This window comes from Streptomyces sp. NPDC020958, from assembly GCF_055562175.1.
This window is the reverse complement of record NZ_JBVHFU010000026.1, coordinates 1-19,251: the sequence shown is the minus strand read 5'-3', so window position 1 is coordinate 19,251 and position 19,251 is coordinate 1. Positions and strand designations below refer to the sequence as shown.

Annotated in this window: 14 protein-coding genes; 10 read left to right on the top strand and 4 right to left on the bottom strand. The window is 69.4% G+C overall.

All coding sequences use genetic code 11. The features are described from left to right. Positions 1-726: 726 nt before the first annotated feature. From argH to ACZ3KP_RS39360, 4 genes are read right to left on the bottom strand one after another with little or no spacing between them, the layout of a single operon-like run. On the bottom strand, positions 727-2,223 hold the full coding sequence (argH, locus tag ACZ3KP_RS39375) for an argininosuccinate lyase (protein WP_467505783.1): 1,497 nt from the start codon (positions 2,221-2,223) through the stop codon (positions 727-729). A gap of 47 nt (positions 2,224-2,270) precedes the next feature. Beyond that, a complete protein-coding gene (locus ACZ3KP_RS39370; RefSeq protein WP_467505781.1) occupies positions 2,271-3,527 on the bottom strand; it encodes an ATP-grasp domain-containing protein in 1,257 nt (418 codons plus the stop codon). Then, complete coding sequence (locus ACZ3KP_RS39365; RefSeq protein ID WP_467505779.1) at positions 3,524-4,591, bottom strand: PLP-dependent cysteine synthase family protein; 1,068 nt, start codon at positions 4,589-4,591, stop codon at positions 3,524-3,526. Before ACZ3KP_RS39365 ends, ACZ3KP_RS39370 begins: the two co-directional genes overlap by 4 nt. A gap of 8 nt (positions 4,592-4,599) precedes the next feature. Further along, a complete protein-coding gene (locus ACZ3KP_RS39360; protein ID WP_467505777.1) occupies positions 4,600-5,370 on the bottom strand; it encodes a GHMP family kinase ATP-binding protein in 771 nt (256 codons plus the stop codon). Between the two features lie 698 nt (positions 5,371-6,068). Here ACZ3KP_RS39360 and ACZ3KP_RS39355 point away from each other — a divergent pair. From ACZ3KP_RS39355 to ACZ3KP_RS39310, 10 genes are all read left to right on the top strand, one after another. After that, positions 6,069-7,343, top strand: a complete 1,275-nt coding sequence (locus ACZ3KP_RS39355; protein ID WP_467505776.1) for a glycosyltransferase — start codon at positions 6,069-6,071, stop codon at positions 7,341-7,343. A 235-nt stretch (positions 7,344-7,578) separates the two neighbouring features. Beyond that, positions 7,579-8,460: a thioesterase II family protein gene (locus tag ACZ3KP_RS39350; RefSeq protein WP_467505775.1), complete on the top strand. Its 882-nt coding sequence runs from the start codon at positions 7,579-7,581 to the stop codon at positions 8,458-8,460. 47 nt (positions 8,461-8,507) lie between these two features. Further along, on the top strand, positions 8,508-9,518 hold the full coding sequence (locus tag ACZ3KP_RS39345; protein WP_467505774.1) for a 2,3-diaminopropionate biosynthesis protein SbnB: 1,011 nt from the start codon (positions 8,508-8,510) through the stop codon (positions 9,516-9,518). A gap of 28 nt (positions 9,519-9,546) precedes the next feature. Continuing rightward, entirely contained in the window at positions 9,547-10,344 is a 798-nt protein-coding gene (locus ACZ3KP_RS39340; protein ID WP_467505772.1) for a phosphosulfolactate synthase, read from the top strand. Positions 10,345-10,441: 97 nt separating this feature from the next. Beyond that, entirely contained in the window at positions 10,442-10,687 is a 246-nt protein-coding gene (locus ACZ3KP_RS39335; RefSeq protein ID WP_467505770.1) for an acyl carrier protein, read from the top strand. Beyond that, the gene (locus tag ACZ3KP_RS39330; protein ID WP_467505769.1) at positions 10,688-11,998 is read left to right on the top strand and encodes a beta-ketoacyl-[acyl-carrier-protein] synthase family protein; all 1,311 of its coding nucleotides are present in this window, start codon (positions 10,688-10,690) and stop codon (positions 11,996-11,998) included. Continuing rightward, positions 11,992-13,122 (top strand): beta-ketoacyl synthase N-terminal-like domain-containing protein, encoded by a 1,131-nt coding sequence (locus tag ACZ3KP_RS39325; RefSeq protein ID WP_467505767.1) that lies wholly within the window; start codon positions 11,992-11,994, stop codon positions 13,120-13,122. Before ACZ3KP_RS39330 ends, ACZ3KP_RS39325 begins: the two co-directional genes overlap by 7 nt. Positions 13,123-13,186: 64 nt before the next feature. Further along, complete coding sequence (locus ACZ3KP_RS39320; RefSeq protein ID WP_361382796.1) at positions 13,187-13,405, top strand: MbtH family protein; 219 nt, start codon at positions 13,187-13,189, stop codon at positions 13,403-13,405. 42 nt (positions 13,406-13,447) lie between these two features. Next, positions 13,448-14,497, top strand: coding sequence for a methyltransferase (locus ACZ3KP_RS39315; protein ID WP_467505766.1), 1,050 nt, complete (start codon positions 13,448-13,450; stop codon positions 14,495-14,497). Between the two features lie 127 nt (positions 14,498-14,624). Next, a partial coding sequence (locus tag ACZ3KP_RS39310) for an amino acid adenylation domain-containing protein (protein ID WP_467505764.1) occupies positions 14,625-19,251 on the top strand: 4,627 nt, incomplete at its 3' end.

Here is a 19,251-nt window from a genome sequence, read left to right as displayed (position 1 = left end):
CCCACTCACCCACGGACAGGCGCCCGACCGGCGACACTGTGCCCACCCCTTTGAACCCGCGGTCACACCGGCGATCACCGGCTCGAGGACCGTCGGGTCCGTCAGGGCTTTGAGGGGCCGCAGGTTCTTGGTCAGCAGCCTGCGTTCGGTGGACTCGTCGAGCACATCGCTCTCGCGCGTGGCCACCGCGACGGCCTTCGGCCGCAGCTGACGCCTTGACAGTTTCCCGGCGGCGGCCCATCGCCCAGGTCGGCCATCCGTAGGGGGGCCTTCGCCGATATCCGTCCCCGCTGTACACCGGCGCCCATACCGTCCAGCCCGAACGCTGGAAACGGGGGTGACGATAGGGGCTGTTGGTGGGGCGGGATCTGGACGGGGTGGTGGACCACGTCACCCTGCCCTGCGACGCCGACTACATCGCCGACCGTCGACAGAAAGCGTGGGTCACAGTGCTGTGGCGCGCACCGGTCGCAAACCGGCCGACCACCGCCGCCGCATCAGCCACAGGGCGGAGTCAGCGGACAGCAGGTTCTGGCACACGCCCGGCCCGGGGCACGGGTGAGTAACTGAACGCGCCGGTCCATCAGCGCCTGCCGGGGCCTGACGGCGGGCCGGCTCCTGCGCGACTTGCTCTCGTGGCGCGGTCCAACACGCAAAGTCTGGTACCGCCGCACCCTCGTGCGCGCTTCTCGACGCTTACGGACGGGGCCGTCCCCCAAAAAAAGGTCACACGAGTCTCTCCACTGCCTCGTCGAGCGCGGCCGCGCCGACGGCCCACCGTGTCCGGCACTCGTCGAACCCGGCCCGCGCCTTCTCCAGATCGGCGCGGACTGCGGCCACGGCGCGGGCCGTCGAGTCACCGCCGGGTCCTCCGCCGTACGCGCAGGCCCGCGCGACAGCCGCCGGTCGCAGCCAGTCGTCCACCCCGCTGGTGGATTCCGGCGCGCCGTGGTGGGCCGCCAGCCGGGTGATCTCCGGAACGTCACGGGCGGCCTCGGCGAAGGACCGGGACGTGTCCAGGGCGTGCACCACTGTCCTGCCCACCAGGTGGTGCGCACTGCGGAACGGCATCCCCGCGGCGACCAGTCGCTCGGCCAGGTAGGTGGCGGGAGTGAAGCCTTCGACGGCGCGCCGCAGCATGCGCTCCGCATCCGGTTCGGCGCCGTGCACGACGAGCCGCAGCAGGGTCACGGCGTCCGTCGCGTTCCCCAGCCCGGGCCATGTGTGCCGCAGTGCCTCCGTGCCCACGGCAATGGCGTTGGTGTACGAGGCGGTGGCCATCGAGGAGGCGGCCGCCGTGAACGCGCCCAGGCTCGCGGTCGCCCGGCCCTGGACGTGCTCCAGGAGGAACGGGTTCCGTTTCTGCGGCATCATCGAGCTGGAGCCCACCAGGTCGTCCGCGAGGCGGACGAGGCCGGCCTCTTCGGAGGTCCAGACCGAGAGGTCCCGGGCGACACGGGCGACGGTGACGCCCAGCCCCGAGGCCGCGGCCAGCAGCCTGAGCGCGAAGTCCCGGGAGGCTACGGCATCCACCGAGTTGCGGGCCGGGCCCGCGAACCCGAGCAGGACGCTCGTGCGCTCCGGGTCGACGGGCACGGACGTGCCGCCCACCGCTCCGGCGCCGAGTGGGTTGACGTCGAGCTCCCGCCCGGCATGGAGCAGGTCCTCGAGTGCGCGGAGCACGGAACAGCCCACGCCGGCCAGGTAGTGCCCGTAGGTGATGGGGACCGCGGGCTGCCCGTGGGTGTACGCGGGCATGACGACGGCCCTGTGCTCCTCAGCCTTGTCCAGGAGGGTCCTCGCGAACGCCTCGGTTGCGTCCACCAGGCGCAGGAAGTGCCGACGGCCGCGCAGCCGGGCCGTGGTCGCGTTGAGGTCGTTCCGGGAGCGGCCGGTATGCATCACACCGCCGATCCCCTCACCGAGCCGCTCGGTCAGCAGGCCCTCGTACGCGAGGTAGACGCCCCGGGGCATGGGCCTGGCCCGTACTGCGGCGAAGTCGGAGCGGCGCAGGTCGTCGATGGCCTGCAGGAGGGCGGACGCATGGGCCGGCTGGACGATCCCGCGCTCGGTGAGCATCACCAGGTGGGCGCGGTCGACCTCACTGATGAGACGGAGCTCCTCGCCAAGTCCGTCGGCCACGTCGACGGGGGAGAGGTAATGGTCGTAGACGATCGCGTGGGCCTCGTCGTTCAGTCCAGTGCTCAGCCTTCCGGTGTCCACACCGGGTCGCGCCGTCGCGGGTGCCGCATCCGGACTGTGTTCGGAGCTCATACCTCTGCCCCCCGGGAAACCGGGTGGAGCGCGCCGGCCAGTTCGCGCAGTGCTTCGTCGGCGGATGCACCGGCCAGGGCCGCGTCGGCGGCAGATGCGATGACGTGTCCGAGCCGGCCCCGGAAGTCGTGGGCGGGCTCGACCGGATCGCCGGGAGCGCGGTACAGCACGGCGGTCTCGGTGTGGGGTGCCGAACGGGCCGTCTCCAGGGCCCGCCCGGTCCTGGTGCGGTCGGCGATGAAGCCCGGAAGGTCGGAGATGAGGAACCGGATCGCGGCCGCCCTGCCCGCCGCCGACGGGATGTCGATCGAGGAAGCACCGACGGCGGTCCTGACCTGACAGGCCACCAGATCGACGCCGAGGGCGCGGCGGACCAGCTCCGGGATCATGCCGCCGGCCAGCCGCGGGTTGACCTCGACGACGCGGACGTCGTCGCCGTCCATGCGCAGCTCGACGTGTGCGGCTCCCCAGCCGAGTCCGAGTGCCTTCACCGCGCGGACGGCCTGGTCCCGAAGCAGTGCCGTGGCGTCTGCCGGTATCGGGGCCGGAACGTCGTGGCCCAGCTCGACGAAGTCCGGCAGCGGGCCCAGGTGCTTCGCGACGACGACGACGGCCGTGTGACCGAACACTTCCACGGAGTACTCGGCGCCGAGGAGGTACTCCTCGACGAGGATGTCCCGGGGTACGGCCACGCCGCGCTCGTTCACGGCGGCGGACGTCAGGGCCGTGGCGTGGGCCGACACCTCTTCGGCGTCCGCGCACAGCCGCACGCCCAGGCTGCCGGAACCCTGGACGGGCTTCAGCACGACGGGGTACCCGATGCGAGACGCGGCCGCCCGTGCCTCGTCGACGCGGTGCACCCGCTCGTGGCGCGGAACGCCCACGCCCGCCTCGTGCAGCCGCTGTCGCTGCCGTGCCTTGTCGCGGCATTCCCGTACGGCGTCGGCGTCCGGGCTGGGCAGACCGAGGGCGTGTGCGGTGGCGGCGGCGGTAGCCACATAGTACTCGGAGCTGGAGGTGACCCCGGCTATCGGAGCCTGCTCCTGCAGGCGCTGGGCGGCGACGAGGACGGCGGCCTCGTCCGCCGTGTCGACGACGAGGGCACGCACGTCGTCTTCGGCCACGTACGGGTAGCGTCCGGGGTCCGTGCAGAGCAGGACGGGCTGGATGCCCAGTGTCCTCGCCTGCTGGACGAACTGCCGTCCGGTTCCGGTCGTGTTGCTTTCCACGAGTAGCAGCACGGGCTGTGTCACGTGGGGCTCCCTTGTGTCTGGAGGTCGTTGGAGGCGCCCGCGACGTCGTCGTACGTGCGGCGGTTCCACAGGAGTCTGGACCAGCTCCCGTCGCCCTCTCCCGGCCTCTCCACGAGGCGGGGGCCGTCGGCGGGCAGCGCGGGCAGGACCTTCTGGCCGCGCAGCCAGGCGTCGTTGTAGACGGTGGACTGGTAGCGGTACCCCTCGTCCGGGAGTATCGCCAGTACTGTGGAGTCGCGATTGCGCTGCGCCCACCACGAGGCCACGAGGAACGCGGCACCGCTGGTCGGACCCATGAACAGGCCGTGGCGGCGGTAGAGCTCGTGGGTGGCGTGGAAGACCTCGCCCGGCCCCACCCAGTGGACCTCGTCGTACGCGGTGTGCACGACGTTCCCCGGAACGATGCTGCTGCCCAGACCTCGCAGCAGCCGAGGGCCCTCCGGTGCTTTGAAGATGACGGAGCCGTGCGTGTCAACGCCGATCAGGCGCAGCGCCGGCGTGTCCGCGCGCAGGGTCGAGGCGATGCCGTACGTGGACCCTCCCGAGCCGACGGGCCCGACGAGGGAGTCGACGGGTCCCAGAGTGCGGGACACGAGCCGGCCCACGGAGGCGTAGGCGGCCGGGTTCTCGGGGTTGGTGTACTGCTGCGGCACGAAGCTTTCCGGCCTGGCCCGGCGCAGCTCCTCCACCCGGGCCAGCCGGGCCGCCTGGATACCGCCGGGCCGCCCGTGGTCCTCGACGAGTTCCACCTCGGCTCCGAGCATTTCCAGGCGGTTGCGGAGGCCGTCGTCGATGGAGTGGTCGCCGACGATGGTGAGCGGGAGGCCCCGCTGCCGGCAGACGAGGGCGAGTCCGAGGGCGAAGGTGCCGGAGGACGTTTCGATGACCGGCGTGCCCGGTGTGAGGTCTCCGGCAGCGATGGCCCTATCGATGATGTGGCGGGCCGGCAGGAGCTTCATCAGGGTGAACGCGGCGGCGTAGAGGTTGCCGCCAATATGTATGATCTTTGGTAGTTCGACCGCCTCGATCACCGAGGGGTAGACGGCTGATTGCTGGATAGTCATGAACTCATTCATCCGTTCGTCGCGAACTTCCATGACTCGACGATGCCGATGTCGCGCAGTAACCCCTCGGCGTGTGTGGAGCGGACGGTGAGCGCGGGATCGTCGCGGTCGAAGAGCAGCCCGGCGACATCCCCGCTGTGCGAGATCTGAAGGCCCAACGCCCCGGCTTCCTCAGCGATGTTGAGGATGCGGTCCAGCTGCGGGACCGGAAGGTGGCGCTGGTTGAGCCGGGCGCTGGCAGTGGCCACGTGGCCGAGCAGCGCCACGTCCTTGGCGAGTACGGCCTCGCGGAGCATGGCGCGCAGCTCCCCGAACCGCAGGACGTCGTCAGCGGTGTAGCGGGCGGGCGGCAGGGAGAGGGTCTCGACCCCGCGGCCTCCCAGTGCCGGCCTGGATCCGAAGCCGAGGACGAACACCGCGGGAAGGGGGTTCCCGAAGTCTTCGATGACCTCGCCCTCCCGCTGGGCGAAGAGTACGGCCGTCGAGTCGAACATCAACGAGTCGGAGGCTGTCTCGGCGCGTACCGCGAGCCGGGCCTTGTCCGCCGGAGTCAGGCGCAGCGCGTACCTGTCCTGGACGGCCCCGATCGCCGCGAGGACGTCACTCGTCGAAGACCCGAACCCGCGCCCGAGCGGCACGTCGCTGGATATTTCCAGATGTCCGCCCGGGGGCAGGCCGTGGGCGGACAGAGCCAGGCGCGCGGCCGTGCGGGCCTTGGTGCGCCAGCCGGGGGAGACGGTGACGTCGACCCGGCCGTCCGACGCGAAGCGTGCACGCACACGGTACAGGGGGCAGGGGAGGGTGACGAGGCCGCGCCGCGCCGTGCCCCGGTCGCGGAACATCCCCTGAAGCACCTCGCCGTGGTGTGTCGGGGCCGACGCCTCGCCCATCCGCCTTCTGCTCTGGTCCACCTGTTCCCTGGCTTCCTCTGCTACCTCGGTGGGCTGTGACAACCATGCTCGGAGCCGCTCCGGATGGGGGCGTTCAGCAGGCGGAGCAGCAGGGGAAACGAGTGCCGGAACACGGCGATGCCTGCGGCGGCAATGGCCCGCACCCTGGGATGCCCCCGTGGCCGATCGCACCGTAACCCCTTGATTTGACCTGCGGCCGGGGTATTTTGCAAGTGATCAAGGACACAACCGGAGTGGGAACCGCTCGCTTGTGCCTCCGTGGCCCGGCAGGGGCGGGACTCGTCCTGGACGCGACAAATGGCCTTGAAGCAGCCAGAGTTGGGGTGTGGGGCCGCGGTCCGGCGAGGTGCTGCCTGTATGATCGACGCGGTCCCGCCCGTGGCACGGCCGGGACGGTCCCCGAGTGGGGCACTGCCGCGGCACACGGATGCGCGGCGCCCCCGCCGCTCCCCCCATCACGTACGTTCGCCTGTTGCGAGCCGCATCGATCCCCCGGCAGCGCTCCGTGTCGAGATGTCTCCCGGTCTGGTCTCGAGGAAGGAACGGAATTGAAGGTTCTGGTCTATGTGACGGACGGAAGCCGTGGCGACGTGCAGCCGTATCTGGCCCTGGCGTACGCGCTCAACCGGGCAGGACACGCCGCCACGCTCGTCGCCCCACGTCTCTACGGAGACTTCGCCGCGGAATTCGACGTTCCGTTCGCTCCGCTCAATGACGAACTGGTCCGGCTCCAGTCGAGTCCCGAGGTCCGCGGGCTGTACCTGAACAACGACGACCCAGAGGTGCAGCGCCGACTGCGGGAGTCCATGACGGCGCTCTTCCCGCGGGTGTTCCCGCTGATGATGCGGGAGATGTGGGACGCGGCTTCGGCTGGGGCCGACCTGATCGTCTATTCGCCCTCCTCTCGGCAGGTGACGCACCAGATCGCCGAGCGGCTCGGGGTCCCGCACGTCCTCGCCTCCCTCTACCCGCACCACGTCGTCTCCCGGGAGTACTCGCCGGGCCCGGGCCTGCGGCCGACGGCTACGAACATGGAGGACCACGCCCGCGTCAACAGGCCCCTCGAGCCACCGCTGTCGGACTGGGTGGGGCAGTGGCGCTCGGACGTCCTCGGGCTGGCGCCCCGGGACGGTTACACGGACTTCCGCACCGATGTCCACGGCAACCCGACACCGGTGCTCCACGGTTTCAGCCCGCACGTCCTGAAGCCTGCCGCCGACTGGCCCGAGTGGGTGCACACCACCGGGTTCTGGACGCTGCCCCACCGCGCGGACTGGCAGCCGCCCGCCGAGCTGGTGCGCTTCCTGGAGCAGGGCCGGACACCCATCTCGGTGGGCTTCGGCAGCATGTTCGGTGGAGATCCCGAGGCGACCGGCGAACTCGTCGTCAAGGCGGTGACCGCCGCCGGCGAGCGGGCGGTCATCGTGGAGGGCTGGGGCGGAATACGGGTGGTGGACCCGCCCGAGAACGTCATGGTGGTGAGGGATGTCCCTTACGACTGGCTCTTCCCCCGGGTTCGTGCAGCCGTGCACGCCGGGGGCACCGGGACCTGCAACGCCGCCCTGGTGGCGGGCGTCCCGCAGATGGCCTGTCCGTTCCACAACGAACAGCAGATGTGGGCGGACCACGTCCACGGTCTCGGCGTGTCGGCGGCGCCCGTGAAGTTCCGGGATCTGACGGCCGAAACGCTCCGCTCCGGCATCGTCACGGCGACGACCGACCCCACCATCGCGCGGAACGCCAGGCGGCTCGCCGAGAAGCTGGCTCCGGAACGCCCTCTCGAAGACGCCGTGCGCGTTCTTGAGCGCGTGGGGCGGACGGGGTCGGAGAGGAGGGCTTGACGAGCCCCGGAACACCCGCTGGCCGCCGGCGGACCGGCGTCGGCGCCATGCGGTGACTACGGGGTGTGACCGGGTGTTCACGGGTTGATCTTCGTTGCCTTCGGTCTCCAACTCACCTATGATCTCGACCTGTTCACAGCTGCAACATCACATGTGCTGAATCACACGGGGGTGAATGGCATGGTACGGCGCTGTGTGGGTGTCGGCGTGTCGCGTTTAGCGGCGTTAGGCGCAGATGCTTCCGAGGGCACGGCAGGCGCTATCGACGGGCAGGGGTGCCCGCTCGGCGGGCGCGGAGGCGGGTATGCCATCTGACCGTCCCGCCGTCGGAGCGTCGTGGATCCGGCGCACCCGGGGATGTCGTGACGCACGCATACGCCTCCTCTGCCTGCCACACGCCGGCGGCACCGCCTCCTTCCACAATTCCTGGGCCTCGTGGCTTCCTGACGGAACCGATCTGCTCTCCGTCCAGTACCCGGGCCGACAGGACCGCATATCCGAGCCGTGCGCTTCCAGGATGGAAGACCTGGCACCCCAAGTGGTCCAGGCCCTGCAGCCGCACCTCGACGACGATTCCGCCCTTGTCCTCTTCGGGCACAGTATGGGCGCGTGGGTCGCGTTCGAAGTGGCACGACTCCTTGAGATGTCATTTGCCCGACGACCGGCCGGACTCATCGTGTCCGCCCAGATTCCGCCCCACCTGCCTCCGGAACGCGAATGGCCCGGAGAGAGCGATGAAGAGCTGATCGCCGAACTGCGCAGGACCGGAGGTACGTACACCGATCCGATGCTCGAGCCCGGACTGCGCGAGCTGGTACTGCCCGCGGTCCGTGCGGATTTCCGTCTCGTGCGGGAATACTCGCCGCAACCGCTTCGCAGGATCTCCGTACCTATAACCGCATTTGCCGGTGTTGACGACGAGGGCGTTCCCTGGAATAGGGTGGCCAAGTGGCAGGACGCCACAACGGGGACCTTCAACAGCCACACCTTTCCGGGCGGCCACTTCTACCTGCTGGAGCAAGAGCAGGAATTCGCCCACCAGGTGAACCGCGCCATCCATCGGATGACAGGCAGCAGCGCGACGTATTCACACACCGGTCAGCCTGCCGACAGCTGAGCACACGGATCGGCAGTGAACGGGACACAGGGGGAATCTTGAACGCGTTGGACTCCATCGCACACGATGGGCTGCTCTACCTGTCGGCGGCCGACGTCGAACGTGCCGTCGGCCCCGAACGCACTCTCTTCGTGGAAGCCGTGGAGGCCGCGCTTCGCGCCCAGGCCGCCGGCGACGTGGTGCAACCGCTCAAGCCGTATCTGCGCCGGCCCGATCGCCCGCACCCGACTGACCGCATCATCGCCATGCCCGCCTACGTGGGCGGCGAGATCCACCTTTCCGGCATCAAGTGGATCGGCAGCACCCACGACAACCAGGAAGTCCGGGGCATACCGCGGGCCTCCGCGGTGATCGTTCTCAATGACGCGGACAGCGCCTACCCCGTCGCCATCATGGACGGCTCCTTCGTGAGCGCATGGCGGACCGCCGCGGTCTCCGCCCTCGCCTGCCGGTACCTGGCGCCCGAGGGCAGGCGCCTCGCGGTGCTGGGAGCCGGTCTCCTCGCCAGGACGCATCTGTCGCTCCTGTGTGAAACGTGGGACAGGCCCGAGGCGGTGGAGGTCCACGACGTCTCCCCCCAGCAGGCCGAGTCCTTCGCGCGCTGGGCCCACGAGGAGCACGGGCTGACCGTCACCGTCCACGACGAAGCCGCCGGATGCCTGCGTAACTCCGACGTCATCCTCGTGGTCACCACCGCCCCCGAGCCGTGGATCCCCGCCGAATGGGTGCCGCGTGGCTCCCTGTTCCTGAACGTTTCGCTCGCCGACCCCATGCCGGACGTCGTCCTCGCCAGCGACAAGGTTGTCGTCGACTGCTACGAGCAGGTCATGCGCCCCGGGAAGCTTCTCCACACCATGGCGCAGCAGGGCACCTTCGGTCCCGACCGCTGTCATGCGGAACTCTCGCAGCTCGTCACCGGCGCACGTCCGGGCCGCGAGAAGCCCGAGGAGACCATCTTCTTCAACCCCATCGGACAGGCCGTCGGAGACATCGCCTGCTCGGCCGCCGTCTACGGACGAGCCGTCGACAACGGCGTGGGTACTCGACTGGAAAGGTAACCCCCTTTCAGTGAACGAAAGAGCAAGCGTGTCCGGAGCGAACGGCGCTCAGTCCCCGCAACGGGCTTTCCTCGCATCACTGGGCGTCGTCCGCCGGGCGCCCCGGACCTACCCCTTCGACCCCGGCTACGACGTCGCGACGGTGGTCTCCCACATCGGCCAGAGTCACTCCCTGATGGCGGGGCTCAAGCTCTCCATGGCGACGTGGCTGCTCATCGAGGACAGCAGTCTCCAGCAGAAGATCCGGGCCGCCCGGGACCACGGCCTTCCGGTGACGGTCGGCGGCGGCATGTTCGAGATAGCCGCCGACCTCGGCCGGCTGGACGAGTACCTCGACCTGTGTCAGCGGCTGAACGTCACGGGCATCGAGGCGGGACAGGGCTTCACCCGCTCCGACCCCCACCCCGGACGCGTGCTGGAGGCCGCGACGGCCCGAGGCCTCACGGTCACCTACGAGATAGGGGGGAAGCACGACGGGGCATTCGACGAGGCGACGACGAAGCGGCTCATCGCACAGGGCGGCCAATGGCTCAACGAAGGCGCCACCCACCTTGTAGTCGAAGGCCGCGAAAACGCTGCCGACGTGGGGCTCTTCGATTCCCGCGGCCAGCTGAGCCGCGGACTCGCCGACACTCTTGCGGATGAATTCGGACTGGATCGCCTCATATTCGAGGCGCCCACCAAGCCGAGCCAATTCGCACTGCTCGACCATTTCGGTGCCGACGTTGCTCTGGGTAATGTGCGGCTGGAAGAGCTGCTCAGAGTGGAAACCTATCGGCACGGCCTGCACAGCGACGCGTACGAACGCTCGTCACTCGCCAAGTGACTTGAGTGACATTCGACATCATCGCTGGACCGACAGACCCTGCCCGAACAAGAATGAATTCCCTGTGCCGTCACGGCCCGAGCGAAAAGGAGCAGCGGTGCTTCCTGCCGAGCGCGAGGCGAAAGTCCGCCAAATAATCTGCGATGTGCTGGAACTTGAGGAGGAGGAGCTGACCCCCACCGGACGGTTCCGTGAGGACTACGGTGCCGACTCCATGAACGCCGTGGAAATCCAGAGCAAAATCGAGATGGCGCTTGACATCGAGATCGCGCGGGAAGACCTCAAACGCATCGTCGACCTGAAAACGGTGCTGGAGATCCTCGAAACGGCCAGGGCAAGGTAGATGAAGAACACGGGGGGCGGAACGAACGACCGGCGCCGACGAGTGGTCATCACCGGCATGGGCGTTCTTTCGAGCATCGGCAACGGTGTCGGGCCGTTCACCGACGCGCTGCGGGCCGGACGCGCGGGCACCACCGACATCACGCGCTTCGACACACGGGCCTTCCCGCAGCGGCGCGGACATCAGGTGACGGACTACGAACCGGGGGACTGGATCCACAACCTTCCTCTGGAAGAGGTGGGACCGGCCGCAGGATTCGCCATCGCGGCAACCCGTATGGCCCTGTCCGACGCCGGAACGACCGCGTCGGAGTTGCACATGCGACGGCGCGGGTTCATCGCCGTCGGCACCACGGACGGCGGCGTACCGGACCTGGACGGCATAGTCGAGACCGTCCTCCCCGGAGGCCTCGAAGACATGCCGGCCACCCTGGCCCGCCGCGTACCCGCATCGCAGCTCTCGGTACACCTCGCGCGCGAGCTCGGCCTCCGCGACGTGGAAGCCATCACGATCGCCACTGCCTGCGCCGCGGGCAACTACGCCATCGGCGCCGGACTCGACGCGGTACGGTCCGGCGAGGCCGACTACGCCCTCGTGGGCGGAGCGGACGTGCTGTGCCGCAAGACGCTCGCCGGGTTCACCCGGCTCGGTCTCGTCGCCGAGGAGGAGTGCCGCCCCTTCGACGCAGGGCGCGACGGCCTTCTGCTCGGTGAGGGAGCCGGCATGCTCCTGCTGGAGGACGCAGACTCCGCGCGCGCCCGCGGCGCCCGCGTGTACGCGGAAGTCATGGGCTACGGACTGAACTGCGACGCCCACCACCCCGTCGCTCCCGAACGGGAAAGCGTGGCCCGCTGCATGCTCCTGGCCCTGGACGACGCCGGAATCAGCCCCGCAGACGTCGACCTCGTCTGCGCGCACGGCACCGGCACCGAGACCAACGACATCACCGAAGTGCAGGCCATGCACGACGTCTTCGGCGCACAGCTGCCCCGCGCCACCGCCGTCAAGTCGATGATCGGACACACCATGGGCGCGGCCAGCGCCCTCGGCGCGGTGGCGGGTGCCCTCGCCATCCACCACGGCTTCGTGCCCCCCACGGCCAACCACCGGCACACCGACCCGGAATGCGCCGTCGACTGCACACCCAACCGATCCGTCGAAGCAGACGTGCGGATCGTACAGAACAGCGCGCTGGCCTTCGGCGGCAACAACGCTGTCCTCGTCCTCGGCAGCCCCGACGGCGAACGGACCCCACCGGGCGCACGGAACCCGGACCGCGAGCAGATCGCACAAGAGGAGCAGCCGTGCTGAGCACCGAGGCGGGCCGGCCGCAGCGCCCCGTCATCACCGCCTGGTCGGCCGTGTCGGCGTTCGGGGTGGGACACGAGTCCTTCGAACAGGGACTGTCGGCCGGCCGCACGACCGCCCGGCGCCCCGACACCGACGTCTGGGGGGTGGTCGCCGAGCCGCTGGCCCATCTGGTACCGGACTTCGAGGTCCGGGAGGTCCTGGGCAAGGCCGGCACCAGAGGGCTCGACCGGGCCACCGGCCTGGCGATCACGGCGGTGCGCGAATTGGTGCGCCACACGCCCGACATCGTCGACGACAGCGGTCTCACCACCGCGATCGTGCTCGGTACCACCGCCGGCAGCGCACAGGGATACGCAGACCTGACCCGCGCCTCCTTCGAAGGACGACACCCCCAGGACGTACCACCCGTGGCCATCCCGAACATGGCCATGAACAGGGCCACTTCGGCAAGCGCCATTTTCCACGGCCTCCGCGGCCCCAACAGCACCCTCGCCGCCGGCCGGGTATCGGGCCTCATGGCCCTCGAACACGGCCGTCGGCTGCTCGCGCAGTACCGCGCCGACCGTGTTGTCGTCGGCGCCACCGAGGAGTACTCGCAGGCCCGCTCCTGGCTGGAGCACCACCGGCGGCACCCCGGTGACGCGGACGCGGCACTAGGCGAGGGATGCGCCGTCCTCCTGCTGGAGCGGCCCGAAGCCATCGGCGCCGAGCGCACCGTCCTGGCCGAGGTCCTGGCGGTCACCTCGTGCATCGACGTGGAGGGTGATCCCGTCGCCGCCCTGCGCTCGTGCCTGTCCGCCGCACTCGACGCCGCCGCAGTGGCTGCCGGGGACGTCTGGGCTGCCATGCCGAGCAGCTGTGGCGGGACGCCGACGCCCGGGGAAACCCAGCTGCTCGAGGAGATGTTCGGTACGGAGGCCGTCTCCCGGCCCGCGATCGGATCGCTGATCGGAGACACCTCCGCCGCCGCTTCCGTCTTCCAGATCGTGGCGCTGCTGAGCACCGCACAGCACGCCGCCTCCGACCGCGGCCACGACGGCGACCGCCTGGCGCTGGTCAGCGCCGGCGATCCCGACGGAGCAGTGGCCTGCGCGCTGCTGCGACTGCCGTCGTCCGGCCGCTGAACAACCCGGTGCACTCAGCCGCACCGGGCACCGTGGAATCCGCTCAGCAAGGAAGGAAGACCCGATGGCCAATCCGTTCGAGGACCCCGAGGGCGTCTACACCGTTCTGGTCAACGACGAAGGACAGCACTCCCTCTGGCCCGCGTTCGCCGTGGTGCCCGCAGGGTGGACCGTCGTCCACGACAAGGACACCCGACAGGCCTGCCTCGACTACATCAACGAGAACTGGGTGGACATGCGCCCCAAGAGCTTGGTGGACGCCATGGGCGACACCAACTCCTGAAAACGCCAGCAAACTGACGGCATGAACGGAAGGCCCAACCGGGTGAGTACCGACCGAGAGCACGTCATCGCGACCGCGACCGACCCGGTGGTCCGCGAATTCCTGCGCATGGCAGACGACAGCATCGTCGCCGTACTGCCGTACGCGCTGTCCGTCGCCGCCCACTTGGGCATTGCGGACGAATTCAGCGACAGCGAACGGAAGGTGGCGGAGCTGGCCGGGGCGCTCGACCTGTCGCCGGGAGCCTTGGAACGGCTCCTGCGGACCCTTGCCAGCTGCGGGTTCTTCACTGACCACGGTGAAGGCCTGTTCTCCCTCACCCGGCTGGGCCAACTGCTCCAGACCGACTCGTCCGTCTCGATGCGGGCGACCCTCACCAACGTCGACTCCTACCGCGCCTGGCTCGGGGCTGTCGACACTGTCGCCACCGGCCGGCCCGCCTTCGACAGCCAGTTCGGCGCCGGCTTCTTCACCCACAAGGAGAGCGACGGCCGGCTCGGCGCCGCCTTCGACGAACGCATGCGGGAGCGGGCGGGTCGTCTCTATTCGGGCCTCGCCACCCTCCCTGCGTGGAACGACATCCGCTGCCTCCTTGACGTGGGCGGCGGCAAGGGTGCCGTACTCGCCTCCATCCTGACGGCCAACCCGCACGTCACCGGAGTTCTCTTCGACCGGCGCAGCGTCGTCGAACGGGCCGAGGTCTCCGGCGAACTCGCCCCCCTGCGAGACCGCTGCCGGACCGAATCGGGCGACTTCTTCCAGGAGATCCCCGCCGGCGCCGATGCCTACCTGATGTGCAGCATCCTCCACGACTGGGACGATGACGACGCGGTCACCATCCTGCGACGCAGCCGCGAGGCACTTTCCGCGGACGGCCGCCTGCTCATCTGCGAGATGCTGCTGCCCGAACCGGGGGAAGCCCACCCCGCCTGGTGGAGCGACCTGGGAATGATGGTCGTCCTCGGTGGCCGCGAACGCACCCTGGACCAGTACAGGTCCCTGCTCGGGCAGGCAGGCCTGCACCTTTCGGACGTCACCCGGCTCACGGACTCGTTCTTCAGCGTGCTCGAAGCGAGAAGGGACGCCTGCTGACCGGCGGCCCGCCGCGAGCGAGACACGGGCCCGACGGCGCCCGCCACGGCACACCCGCACACCGGTGCACCGGTACGCCGCCGTGTTGCCTGTTCCAGTTGTTGGCTTGAAGCGTGAGGGGATGAGGATGTCCGAGGAGCAGAGCGAGCACAAGGAACTGTCCACTGCTCAGACGGGAATCTGGTTCGGCCACCAGCTGGACCCTTCGGGCCACGCCTACAACATCGCCGAGTACGTGGACTTCCGTGGCGACATCGACGTCGCCCTGTTCCAGGAGGCCTGCCAGCAGGCGTTCCGCGAGTCCGAAGCGTTGCACCAGCGGTTCAGCGAAGGACCGGAAGGCGTGCGGCAGACGCTCGACCCGTCCCTCGTCCCGGACGTCGGATACATCGACGTCTCCGGCCGGCCCGACCCGGAGACAGCGGCGCGGGAATGGATGCACGCCGACCTCCGCCGGCGCGTGGACGTCCTCACCGATCGACTCTGGTCGTTCGCCCTCTTCCGGATCTCCGACAGGCGCTACTTCTGGTACGCGAGGTTTCACCACCTCCTCATGGACGGCTACGGCGGCTTCCTGTTCCAGCAGCGCCTGGGAGAGATCTACATGTCGCTCCGGTCGCCGGGCACGCACGCGCCCGAAGCAGCCGTCCCGCGTGGGCTCGATCCGCTCCGCGAGGAGGACCGCAAGTACCTCGCCTCGCCCAAGTACACCGCCGACCGCGCCTACTGGCTGGAAAAGTTCGCCGACCGCCCGCACCCGACGACCCTCGCGTCACGCGAGCCCGGCGTCAACGGACGCGTCACCCGGGTGACCACGGAGCTGGACAAGACGGCCAGCGACACGCTCGGCGACCTCGCCCACGAGCACAGGACGACACGCGCGGTCGTCTTCATCGCGGCCGTCTTCGTCTACCTCCGTCGTATGACCGGTGAACAGGACATCCTGGTAGGCCTTCCCGTCACGGGCCGCAAGTCGGTGCACGCCAGGCACACCGTCACCACCCTCTCCGACGTCCTTCCGCTCCGCCTGACGGTCTCCGGCGAGGAATCCTTCAGCGACCTCCTCGGCCGAGCCACCACCGAGGTGAACCAGGCACTGCGCCACCAGCGCTTCCGCTCGGAGGACCTGATCCGGGAGATCCGCGGAGGGAACCACACCCAGCGCATCTGGAACGTCGTCGCCAACATCATCTCGTTCAACGACGGCATGTCCCTGGGCGATCTCCACGGCGCCCCGCACAACCTGTCGAGCGGACCCGTACCCGACCTGTCCATCGTCGTCCGTGACGTCGATGACGGCCGGGGCCCCGTCATCGACTTCGACGGCAACTCCGACCTGTACGAACGGCAGGAACTCTCCTCCCACCAGACCCGGTACCTGAGCCTGCTGAAGCAGCTCGTCGCGGATCCCGGCGCCCCCCTGCGCCAGGCCGACATGGTCGCACCGGACGAGCGCGAGCGGATCCTGCACACCTGGAACGACACGGACGTCGACTATCCGCACGACGTCTCCGTCCACGAACTCTTCGAAGCCCAGGCGGCACGCACCCCCGACGCCCACGCCGTCACCGACGGCGCGACCACCTTGACGTACGCGGAACTGGACGCCTGCGCCAACCGGCTGGCCCGCAGGCTCCGACGCGCCGGCGTCACCGCCGAGTCCCGGGTCGCCGTCCTCCTGGAACGCTCCATCGGCGTCGTCGTCTCGTCCCTCGCCATTCTCAAGGCCGGCGGCGCGTACGTCCCCATCGACCCGAACCAGCCGGCCGGGCGGTCCGAGTTCATTCTCCAGGACACCGCTGCCATGGCCCTGCTGACCGATCGGGCACGGCACGACATCGGTTTCGCCGCGGACGTCCCCGTCATCCGTGTCACGTCCCGGGGTGAGGCCGACTCGGAGAACGAGACGGATACGACGACGTGGACGGGTGCGGACCCGGCCGCACCGCAGGCCAGGGTCCATTCCGAGCAGCTCGTGTACGTCATGTACACCTCCGGCTCCACCGGCAAGCCCAAGGGCGTGGCCAATACGCACCGCAACGTCGTTCACCTGGCGGCCGACTCCTACTGGAAATCCGGTCGGCACGAACGCGTGCTCATGCACTCCCCGTACGCCTTCGACGCGTCCACCTTCGAAATCTGTACACCGCTGCTGACCGGCGGCACCGTCGTCGTCGCCCCAGCAGGTCTGATGGACGCCGCGGACCTCGCCAAGGTGATCACCGAGCAGCACGTGACCGGTCTGTTCGTCAGCGCCGGCCTGTTCCGCGTCCTGGCGGAGGAGCACCCCGCCTGCTTCAAGGGCGTCCGCGAGATCTGGGCAGGTGGAGACGTCGTCTCGCCCACCGCCGTCCGCCGCGTCCTCGAAGCCTGCCCAGGCACAGTCGTCGCCAACGAGTACGGCCCCACGGAAACCACCGTCTTCTCCGCCGTCAACCCGCTGCTGGAAGTCGGCCAGGTACCGGACACTTCCGTCCCCATCGGCCGACCGCTCTGGAACACCCAGCTGTACGTCCTGGACGAGGCACTGCGCCCCGTCGCCCCAGGGGTCAGCGGTGAGCTCTACATCGCCGGCGACGGCCTGGCCCGTGGCTATCTCAACCGCGCCGAACTGACCGCCAGCCGCTTCGTCGCCAACCCCTTCGGCGTCCCTGGCGGCAGGATGTACCGCACCGGAGACGTGGTGCGCTGGCTCGCCGATGGCACCATGGACTTCATAGGCCGCGTCGACGACCAGGTAAAGGTACGCGGCTTCCGCATCGAGCCGGGCGAGATCGAAGCTGTCCTGGCCGGGCACGCCCAGATCGGCCAGGCCGCGGTGATCCTTCGGGAGGACACTCCCGGCGACAAGCGGCTCACGGCCTACCTGGTGCCGCTCACCGGCACCGAACCCGCCGACGTGAACACGGCGGCACTGCGCGCGTACGTCGCGGAGCGGTTGCCGGACTACATGGTGCCGTCGGCGTTCGTGGCGCTGGACGCTCTCCCCCTGACGCTGAACGGGAAGCTGGACCGGCGCGCCCTGCCGGCCCCGGAGTACGCCGGGGTGGGTGCGGGCCGCGGGCCGCGGACGCCGCAGGAAGCCGTCCTGTGCGGGCTGTTCGCCGAGGTCCTGGGCGTGGAGTCGGTGTCGATCGATGACGGTTTCTTCGAGTTGGGCGGGCATTCGCTGCTGGCGACCCGACTCGTGAGCCGGATCCGGACGGTCCTCGGTGTGGAGGTGAGCATCCGGTCGTTGTTCGAGGCTCCGACGGTGGCGGGGTTGGTGGACGGGCTCGATGAAGGGGCCCGGGTGCGGGAGCCGTTGGGGTGGCGGGTGCGGCCGGAGGTTGTTCCGGTGTCGTTCGCGCAGCGGCGTCTGTGGTTCCTGGGTCAGCTCGAGGGTGTCTCGGCGACGTACAACATTCCGCTGGTGCTGCGGCTGACGGGTGAGCTGGACGTGGAGGCGTTTCGCGCTGCGCTGGCGGATGTCGCGGGCCGGCACGAGAGCCTGCGCACGGTGTTCCCGCAGGACGCCGACGGCCGGCCGAGCCAACTCGTCCTGAACGCGGCCACGGGCGTACCCGGATTGCGTGTGGTGCCGGTGGTCACCGATCGTGTCGCCGCCGTGGTGATGGAGGTGGCTTCGGCCGGGTTCGATCTGGAGCGGGATCTGCCGTGGCGGGTGCGTCTGCTGGAGGTGACGGACGTCCCTGGTGAGTGGGTGCTTGTGATGGTGGTGCACCACATCGCGGCGGACGGCTGGTCGATGGCGCCGTTGGCGAGGGATCTTTCGCAGGCGTACGCGGCCCGCTGCCAGGGGCGTGCTCCGGAGTGGCGGCCGCTTGATGTGCAGTACGTGGACTACACGCTGTGGCAGCGCGAGGTTCTCGGCGACGAAAGTGATCCGGACAGTGTCATCGCCGCCCAGGTCGCCTACTGGAAGCAGGCCCTGGCCGGTCTGCCGGAGCAGCTTGAGCTGCCAGTGGATTACCCGCGGCCCGCTGTCGCTTCGCACGAGGGCGCCGCGGTCGGATTCCGCGTGCCGGCGGAGGTGCATACGGCTCTGGTGGAGCTGGCCCGGTCGTGCGGTGCGAGTGTCTTCATGACCGTGCAGGCGGCGCTGGCGGTCCTGTTGTCGAAGATGGGCGCCGGGGAGGACATCCCGATCGGGACAGCGGTCGCGGGGCGTACCGACGAGGCCCTCGATGACATGGTCGGGTTCTTCGTGAACACGCTGGTCCTGCGGACCGATCTGTCGGGCGACCCGACGTTCCGGGACGTCGTCGAACGGGTCCGGGAGGCGGACCTGGCCGCGTTCACGCATGAGGACGTGCCGTTCGAGCGGCTGGTGGAGATCCTCAACCCGGCACGCTCGATGGCTCGCCACCCGCTCTTCCAGGTCATGCTCGCCTTCCAGAACAACGTCCGACCCGAGCTCGACCTACCGGGCGTACGGGCTGACGTAGAACCCGTCCAGGGTGCGGTGGCGAAGTTCGACCTGTCGTTCAGCCTGACGGAGACGCATGGCGTCGACGGCAAGCCGGCAGGCCTTGAGGGACAGCTGGACTACCGGACGGATCTGTTCGCGGAGACCACCGTCCGGAGTCTCGCGGATCGCCTGTTGCGCGTGCTGAACGCCGCCGTCGCCGACCCCGGTCGGTCGGTCAGGGAGATCGATGTCCTTGGTGTCGAGGAGCGTCGGCGGGTGTTGGTGGAGTGGAACGACACGGTTCGTGCGGTTCCGGATGTGACGTTGCCGGAGTTGTTCGAGG

Bases quoted from the DNA above. Each gene is read 5' to 3' on its own strand.
- ACZ3KP_RS39365 (WP_467505779.1), bottom strand. From the start codon at position 4,591: ATGACTATCCAGCAATCAGCCGTCTACCCCTCGGTGATCGAGGCGGTC.
- ACZ3KP_RS39350 (WP_467505775.1), top strand. From the start codon at position 7,579: ATGCTTCCGAGGGCACGGCAGGCGCTATCGACGGGCAGGGGTGCCCGC.
- ACZ3KP_RS39330 (WP_467505769.1), top strand. From the start codon at position 10,688: ATGAAGAACACGGGGGGCGGAACGAACGACCGGCGCCGACGAGTGGTC.
- ACZ3KP_RS39320 (WP_361382796.1), top strand. From the start codon at position 13,187: ATGGCCAATCCGTTCGAGGACCCCGAGGGCGTCTACACCGTTCTGGTC.